Source organism: Exiguobacterium sp. A1_3_1, assembly GCF_048985645.1.
In the GTDB taxonomy this organism is placed as follows: domain Bacteria; phylum Bacillota; class Bacilli; order Exiguobacteriales; family Exiguobacteriaceae; genus Exiguobacterium_A; species Exiguobacterium_A indicum.
Window position 1 is genome coordinate 1 of the sequence record NZ_WBYY01000156.1, and the last position, 7,809, is coordinate 7,809.

The 7,809-nt window shown below is 47.9% G+C and carries 8 protein-coding genes; 6 read left to right on the plus strand and 2 right to left on the minus strand.

Annotation, left to right across the window (positions count from 1 at the left end; translation table 11 throughout):
- The 5 genes from F8N00_RS14335 to trxA all read left to right on the plus strand — a co-directional run.
- The coding region (locus F8N00_RS14335; protein ID WP_421018431.1) for a long-chain-fatty-acid--CoA ligase at positions 1-1,382 on the plus strand (1,382 nt) is incomplete at its 5' end.
- Positions 1,383-1,453: 71 nt separating this feature from the next.
- Entirely contained in the window at positions 1,454-2,032 is a 579-nt protein-coding gene (locus tag F8N00_RS14340) for a TetR/AcrR family transcriptional regulator (protein ID WP_023468997.1), read from the plus strand.
- A gap of 74 nt (positions 2,033-2,106) precedes the next feature.
- On the plus strand, positions 2,107-2,880 hold the full coding sequence (locus F8N00_RS14345) for an electron transfer flavoprotein subunit beta/FixA family protein (RefSeq protein ID WP_023468996.1): 774 nt from the start codon (positions 2,107-2,109) through the stop codon (positions 2,878-2,880).
- 13 nt (positions 2,881-2,893) lie between these two features.
- Positions 2,894-3,859 (plus strand): electron transfer flavoprotein subunit alpha/FixB family protein, encoded by a 966-nt coding sequence (locus F8N00_RS14350; protein ID WP_035396582.1) that lies wholly within the window; start codon positions 2,894-2,896, stop codon positions 3,857-3,859.
- 161 nt (positions 3,860-4,020) lie between these two features.
- Positions 4,021-4,332, plus strand: a complete 312-nt coding sequence (gene trxA, locus F8N00_RS14355; RefSeq protein ID WP_023468994.1) for a thioredoxin — start codon at positions 4,021-4,023, stop codon at positions 4,330-4,332.
- Positions 4,333-4,392: 60 nt separating this feature from the next.
- Here the strand turns inward: trxA and F8N00_RS14360 are convergent, their stop codons facing one another.
- Positions 4,393-4,770, minus strand: coding sequence for a VOC family protein (locus tag F8N00_RS14360; RefSeq protein ID WP_023468993.1), 378 nt, complete (start codon positions 4,768-4,770; stop codon positions 4,393-4,395).
- A 14-nt stretch (positions 4,771-4,784) separates the two neighbouring features.
- Entirely contained in the window at positions 4,785-6,107 is a 1,323-nt protein-coding gene (locus F8N00_RS14365) for a dihydrolipoyl dehydrogenase family protein (protein WP_023468992.1), read from the minus strand.
- An 82-nt stretch (positions 6,108-6,189) separates the two neighbouring features.
- On the opposite strand from F8N00_RS14365, the gene uvrC reads away from it, so the two are divergent.
- Positions 6,190-7,809 (plus strand): excinuclease ABC subunit UvrC (gene uvrC / locus F8N00_RS14370; protein WP_421018432.1); only part of this gene is annotated, 1,620 nt, incomplete at its 3' end.

A 7,809-nucleotide genomic window follows, 5' to 3' on the forward strand; every position in this document is an offset into this window, starting at 1 on the left:
AGATGTGTATAAGAGACAGACTCTATACAGACCGTGAACTTGAACAGATTCTCGTCGATTCGGGAGCACATCTACTCGTGACGCTTGATCTACTTTATCCGAAAGCGTCTCGTGTCAAAGCGGCGACGACACTTAAGACGGTCGTGACGACAAGTATCGCGGATTACCTTCCCTTCCCTAAAAATAAACTGTATCCGATTAAAGCACGGAAAGATAACAACATCATCATTGATACGACAGGTTCGATTCCGTTTTTATCTTTGCGGGGGTATGAGCCGATTACACCAGTCGCGATTCAACCGAAGGAGGACGTCGCGGTTCTCCAATATACGGGTGGAACGACAGGCGCACCCAAAGGTGTCATGTTGACACACTTCAATTTGAGTGCAAACGTCGAACAGATTGACAAGTGGTTCTATAAATATAATCGAGGAGATGGACGGAAGCTGTTAGCAGTCGTTCCTTATTTCCATGTCTATGGCATGACGTGTAACCTCAATTTCGGCATATTTAATGCCTATGAACAAATCATCGTTCCAAAATTCGATATTGAACAGGTACTCAAGACGATTCATAAGGAAAAACCGAATCTGTTCCCAGGTGCTCCGACGATGTATGTCGGTCTATTGAATCATCCGAAGCTGAAGAAGTATGATCTCTCTTCGATTGAAGCCTGTATTTCTGGTTCAGCTCCACTACCTGTCGAAGTGCAGGAAAAATTCGAAGCGCTGACGGGTGGGCGGATCGTTGAAGGATACGGTCTGTCTGAAACGAGTCCGGTGACGCATACGAACTGTATCTGGGATCGTCGGATTCCTGGAACGGTCGGTATTCCGGTGCCCGATACGCAAGCGAAAATCGTCCAAGCAGACGGAGAGACACCAGCTGCTCCAGGTGAGATTGGTGAGATCATCGTCACAGGTCCGCAAGTCATGAAAGGATACTGGAAACGACCAGAAGACACGCAAGCGGTACTGCGAAACGGTTGGTTGCATACGGGAGACCTTGGATATATCGGTGAGGATCATTACTTCCGAATCGTCGATCGGAAAAAAGATTTAATCATTGCTTCTGGATTCAACATTTATCCACGTGAAGTCGAAGAAATCCTATATGAACACCCAGCCGTCAAAGAAGCGGTCGTCATCGGTGTTCCAGATGTCTACCGCGGAGAGACCGTCAAGGCGTTCATCGTCGTCAAGGATGAGATGACGGTCACGGAAGAAGAACTCGATCAATTCTGTCGTAAACAGTTAGCATCGTTCAAAGTACCGAAGCAGTACGAATTCCGGCAAGAGTTACCGAAGACGTTCGTTGGTAAGATTCTCCGCCGTGTTCTCGTTGAAGAAGAACGTGCCAAACAACTCGAAGAAAGCAGTTGACAGGATAAAATGGCATGATAGAATAAATATGAATGAACCATCATTCATTTTATGCGTTAGGAGATAGTGGAATGAAACGAACAATGTCAAAGAGTGACCGCATCATTGATGCCGCCGTAAAAGTCATCGCTAAGAACGGCTACCATGGAGCGAAAGTGACTGCCATTGCAAAGGAAGCCGGAGTTGCGGATGGAACGATTTATCTGTACTTCAAGAATAAAGAACATCTCTTGATTTCGCTCTTCCAAGCGAAAATGGGAAGTTTCATCGAATATTCCGAAGGACAAATCGCGAGCCATACGTCAGCGACGGAACAATTGGCAGCATTGATCGAGGCGCACCTCGAGCAATTATCCGTCGACTATGATTTAGCGGTCGTCACGCAGATCGAATTGCGTCAATCGAACCAAGACATGCGTCAAAACATCGCTGCCGTCTTGAAACCGTACTTGCATCTGATTGACCGAGTCGTCAAGCACGGGATGACGACAGGTGAGTTTTCAAACGAACTCGATTATCGATTAGCACGTCAGATGATTTTCGGAACGATCGATGAGGTCGTGACGAGCTGGATGGCAAGTGGATTCAAATATGAGTTGCTTGAGACACGTGACGGGATTCATCGGATGTTGATCAAAGGGCTGAGTTAAGCCCTTTTCATGACAACAATCATGTAAGCGGATACAAAGAATGATGGTGAATAGACGACAAGGGGGAGCATGAGATGGAAATCTATGTACTGTTGAAACGCACGTTTGATACGGAAGAAGCAATCCAACTCGAGAATGGTCAAATCGATGAGGATGGCGCTGAGTTCATCATTAACCCGTACGATGAGTATGCGGTAGAAGAAGCGATTCGTGTCCGTGATGCACAAGGGGGAACGGTGACGGTCGTGACGGTCGGACCGGAAGATGCGGACAAGGAATTACGAACAGCACTCGCAATGGGAGCGGACCAAGCAGTTCGCATCTCGATTGAAGATGATATCGAAGAGGCAGATCATTTCACGATTTCTGAAGTGCTCGCTGGTTATTTGAAGGAACAAACGGTTGATCTCGTCATCGCCGGAAACGTCGCAGTTGATGGCGGAAGTGGTCAAGTAGCACCACGCGTCGCAGAATTACTCGACATCCCTTATGTGACGACGATCACGAAACTAGAGCTCGACGGTACGAAAGCTGTCGTAACACGCGACGCTGAAGGGGATACGGAGACAATCGAAACAACACTTCCGTTACTCGTGACTGCACAACAAGGGTTGAACGAACCACGTTACCCAAGTCTTCCGGGGATCATGAAAGCGAAGAAAAAGCCGCTAGAAGAACTCGAACTTGATGATCTCGAACTGGATGAAGACGAACTCACACCACGTCTAGAGACGATCGAGCGTTTCTTACCACCGAACAAAGCAGCCGGTAAGATCCTTGAAGGTGAACTAAACGAGCAAGTCGCACAGCTCGCATCATTATTACGCAACGAAGCAAAAGTGGTCTAAGGGGGAGAAACGAATGACAAAAGCATTAGTACTCGCAGAATCACGGGATGGCAGTTTACGGAATGTGTCGTTTGAGGCAATCGCAGCAGCGCGACGTGTCGCTGACGAAGTCATCGCAGTCCTGATTGGACACGATGTTGCAAAGGATGCGGATGCACTAGCATCACGCGGAGCGGACCAGGTGCTCGTCGTCGAGGATGAGCGTCTTCTACACTACACGCCAGACGGTTACGGACAAGTCTTCCTCGAGTTGATGAACCGGACGTCACCCGACGTGCTCGTCTTCGGACATACGTCGCTCGGCAAGGATCTATCACCGAAAATCGCGGCAAAATTGCAAGCCGGTTTGATCAGTGACGTGACGGCGATTGAAGGGGAAGGCGCGGATGCGTCATTCGTTCGCCCGATCTACTCGGGGAAAGCATTTGAAAAAGTCAAAGTCGCAGAAGGCAAGACGCTCTTTACGGTCCGCCCGAACAACATCGATCCACTCGAAGCAGGTAGTTCACAAGGGACGGTCGAGTCGGTCACAGTCGAACTGAAGGATTTACGGACGATCGTCGCAGACATCGTACGCAAAGCAACTGGCGGCGTTGACTTATCAGAGGCAAAAGTCATCGTCGCAGGTGGACGCGGTGTCAAGAGCTCGGACGGCTTCGCACCGTTACAAGAACTAGCAGATGTCCTCGGAGGAGCAGTCGGTGCTTCGCGTGGTGCTTGTGATGCGGATTACTGCGATTATGCCCTTCAAATCGGTCAGACGGGGAAAGTCGTTACACCGGACCTTTATATCGCGTGCGGGATCTCAGGTGCGATCCAACACTTAGCAGGGATGTCAAATGCGAAAGTCATCGTTGCGATCAATAAAGACCCGGAAGCGAACATCTTCTCTGTCGCGGACTATGGCATCGTCGGAGATTTGTTCGACGTCGTGCCATTATTGACAGCAGAATTCAAAAAAATGCTCGTTCACGGATAAGTTTGAAGGCCGGTACCATTATCATGGTGCCGGTTGTTTTTGCGGATTTTTCGCGTGAGCAGTTTCGTTTGTTGGAAGAGACTGCTATGATATACTCGAATCAATAAAGAGATCACCCATTTTTTAACCGGGTCGATCTACTCATTAGGAGGTTATGATCAATGGCAATCGTACACGCAACTAGCCAATCATTTAAAGAAGAAACACAAGAAGGACTCGTCCTTGTTGATTTTTGGGCAACATGGTGTGGACCATGTCGTATGCTCGCACCTGTTCTTGAAGAACTCGATGCTGACATGCAAGATGTAAAAATCGTCAAAGTCGACGTAGATGCAAACCCAGAAGTAGCTGGAGCATTCCAAGTTCAAAGTATTCCGACACTCGTTCTCTTCAAAGATGGACAACCTGTCAACAAAACAATGGGCTTCATGCCAAAAGACGCACTTAAAGAATTTGTTGAAACATCTAACTAATTCTTTCCTGCATATCAAAACAGACCGTTCTGCACAGGCAGAACGGTCTGTTTTTTTAGATTACATTGGCGTACAAAGTTCAATCAGGTGACCATCGGGGTCGAGGACATAGGCGACGACTTGCCCCCATGGTTTTTGAGTAGGAGCGAGGATGGTCTCATATCCTGCCTCCACCACCTTCTGAAAAAGAGTCGGGACGTCATCCGTGATGAAACCAATCTCTAACGTCTGTTGTGTTTTTCCACTTGGTATCGGGTAATCCGGAATCAACTGTTGCACGTCTTCACGCGTATTGAAGGCGAGTGTCGTCTGACCGGTCTCGAACTCGATGTAGCTCCCGTGCTCCGCCTTGACGGGTAGTCCAAGAACGTCTCGATAGAATGCCAGCGTCCGTGCCGTGTCTTCAACGTATAAAATTGTATAGCCGTATTGGATCATCCAAAAGCCTCCTGTCAATCCTCGAATAACGAAGCGATGTCTGAAGCAGGTGTCGGGTAAGCGAATCCAGTCTGTTGCATCGAAGTACTTGGAATCCGGTGCTGCATCGCAAACGAGAAATAGTTTGCTAGTTCCGCTGCATTGACACCGATGAAGTGTGCGCCAAGGACTTGATCATCTTCCCCGACGAGCACTTTCGCCCGAGCGAAACTGTCCTTGATCCGTGCGTTCGTTTGCCAAGCGGACGTATCAATCAAGCGACCACGATAAGGAATACCTGCTTTTTTCAAAGCAGCTTCCGTCTCACCAACGAGGGCGAGGTTCGGCGCGGTGAATACGACGCTAGGTACAGGAAGCAGCTCTAGTTTCCGATTGTTCCCTTCGAGCATGTTATCAGCAGCGAGTCGTCCTTCGGTTCCAGCGAACGGTGTCAAGGCAGGATTCCCGCTGACAGCGACGTCTCCTGCAGCATAGATATGTTCGACGGAAGACTGAAGGTACGCATTGACATGGATTCCTTTTTCGTTATGCGCAACGCCAATGGCTTCGAGACCAAGCTGGTCGATACTTGCGACACGTCCAGTCGCATTCAAGACGATATCTGTCTTCAAGACGTCGCCGTTCGATAAATAAAGGGATTCCTCTTCGTAAGCGACGACTTCTGCTTCTTTGATGATCGAGATACCAAGTGCCCGTGTGGCTTCTAATAGCACATCGACCAATTCGCTCTCGAATTGTTTTAAGGCGTTAGAACGTAAGACGATCGTGACGTCTGCGCCAGCAATACGAGCGAGATGGGCGAACTCGAACGAGATATAACCGCCACCGATGCAGACGAGTCGGCGTGGAAGTTCTTTCAGTTCAAGAAACTCATTACTTGTTATGAAACGCTCACTACCGGGTACAGATAATTCGCGAGGTCGTAAACCGGTTGCGATTAAAAACTGTTTCCCTTCGATTTCTTCTTCACCAATTCGAAGACGATGTGAAGACACGAAATGCGGTTCTCCATGGAAATAGTCGATGTCCGTTTCCGCGTAACGTTTTCGAGTTTGCTCCGGGATGGCGCGTGTGTATTCATTCTTTCGCTCCATCAATTGGCGCCAATCAATCGAAATCAGACCCTTTACACCGTATCCGAGCAATCGCTCGACCGCATCTTTCGTCTCACTACCTGTCAGTAAGATTTTTTTTGCGTCACATCCACGCTGTGCGCATGTACCTCCTGGAGTGAAATTCTCAACGATGGCAACACGTAGTCCTTTTTCGATGAATTTATAAGCCGCTTGATTTCCAGCAGAACCTGTTCCAATCACAATGCAATCATATGTACGCATTTTTCATCCTCCGTATGTCATAATCAATGTATGGTATTTACCCGAACGAATAAAACTAAAAACGGTGAAAGGAGACATTTATTTGGGACATCAAGAACATATCAAAGCGAAACTATCCCTTTTGCCGGATGAGCCGGGATGTTATCTACACAAAAACGAATTCGGCGAAGTCATCTATGTCGGAAAAGCAAAAAATCTCAAAAACCGAGTCCGCTCTTATTTCACGGGAGCACATGATATTAAGACGGAACGTCTCGTCGCGGAAGTCCGTGATTTCGAATACATCATCACAGCCAGTGAACTCGAAGCGTTGCTGCTTGAGATGACACTAATTAAGAAACATGATCCGAAATACAATATCATGCTGAAGGATGATAAATCTTACCCGTACTTGAAAATTACGAATGAGACCTATCCACGATTGATTACGACACGTAAGTTAAAAAAGGACGGCGGTCATTACTTCGGTCCGTATCCGAATGCGTATGCAGCGAACGAAACAAAACGTCTGTTAGATCGTTTATATCCGTTACGTAAATGTCAGCCGATGCCGAAGAAACTCTGTCTGTATTATCATATTGGACAATGTCTCGGCCCATGTGAAATCCCGAATCTTGAATCGGAACAAAAAGCACTCGTATCGGAAATCCGGCGGTTCTTGTCGGGCGACACGAAGGAACTCGTTGAAAGCTTGAAGCACAAGATGGCGGAAGCAGCCGAGACGATGGAATTCGAACGTGCCGGAGAATTGCGCGACCAAGTGCGAGCGATTGAATCGATCATGAACAAACAGAATATGATTACAGCAGATTTGACGTCGCGTGATGTATTCGGGATTCATGTCGATAAAGGCTGGATGTGTGTCCAAGTGTTCTTCCTCCGTGGAGGAAAGATGATCGAGCGCGATGTCTCGCTCTTCCCGATCTATGGTACGCCGGCAGAAGAGCTCGAGAGCTTCATCGTCCAGTTCTACGAAAAGAACATCAAGCCAAGTGAAGTCTATGTACCGCCACTCGTCAATCAGTTGTTACTCAAAGAGGCGCTATCGATTAAAATTCACGTTCCGGTCCGAGGATCAAAACGGAAATTACTTGATTTAGCGACGAAGAATGCTGAAAATGCGATCTCGGAACGCTTCGAGTTGTTAGCGAAAGACGAGAAACGGACCGTTCAAGCAGTCGAAGAACTCGCCGATGCGATCGACGTTCATCCATTGTCCCGGATCGAGATCATCGATAATGCGAACATTCAAGGTGCGGATGCCGTTTCGGCACTCGTCGTCTTTGAAGACGGTAAGCCACTTAAAAAGGAATACCGAAAATTCAAGATTCGAACAGTCCATGGACCGGACGACTATGAATCGATGCGAGAAATCGTGCGTCGGCGTTATCGACGATTGTTACTTGAAGGAGCGCGCCTTCCGGACCTCGTCCTGATTGACGGAGGAGTTGGACAGTTGAATGCTGCTTTAGAAGTCATTCAAGATGAACTCGGCTTATCCCTTCCAGTCGGGTCATTAAAAAAGGATGACAAACACCGAACGAGTCAATTGTTGTTTGGAGAAGGAGCACAGTTAATTGAACTAAGTCCGCGTTCGAGTGCGTTTTATTTGCTCCAACGCATGCAAGATGAAGTCCACCGGTTTGCAATCACGTTCCACCGCTCGCTCCGCTCGAAAGGGATGACCCGTTCCTTGCTCGAC

What these genes read in the sequence shown, in the direction of transcription:
- F8N00_RS14340 (WP_023468997.1), top strand. Translation starts at nt 1,454, where the DNA reads ATGAAACGAACAATGTCAAAGAGTGACCGCATCATTGATGCCGCCGTA.
- F8N00_RS14345 (WP_023468996.1), top strand. Translation starts at nt 2,107, where the DNA reads ATGGAAATCTATGTACTGTTGAAACGCACGTTTGATACGGAAGAAGCA.
- trxA (WP_023468994.1), top strand. Translation starts at nt 4,021, where the DNA reads ATGGCAATCGTACACGCAACTAGCCAATCATTTAAAGAAGAAACACAA.
- F8N00_RS14360 (WP_023468993.1), bottom strand. Translation starts at nt 4,770, where the DNA reads ATGATCCAATACGGCTATACAATTTTATACGTTGAAGACACGGCACGG.
- F8N00_RS14365 (WP_023468992.1), bottom strand. Translation starts at nt 6,107, where the DNA reads ATGCGTACATATGATTGCATTGTGATTGGAACAGGTTCTGCTGGAAAT.
- F8N00_RS14350 (WP_035396582.1), top strand. Translation starts at nt 2,894, where the DNA reads ATGACAAAAGCATTAGTACTCGCAGAATCACGGGATGGCAGTTTACGG.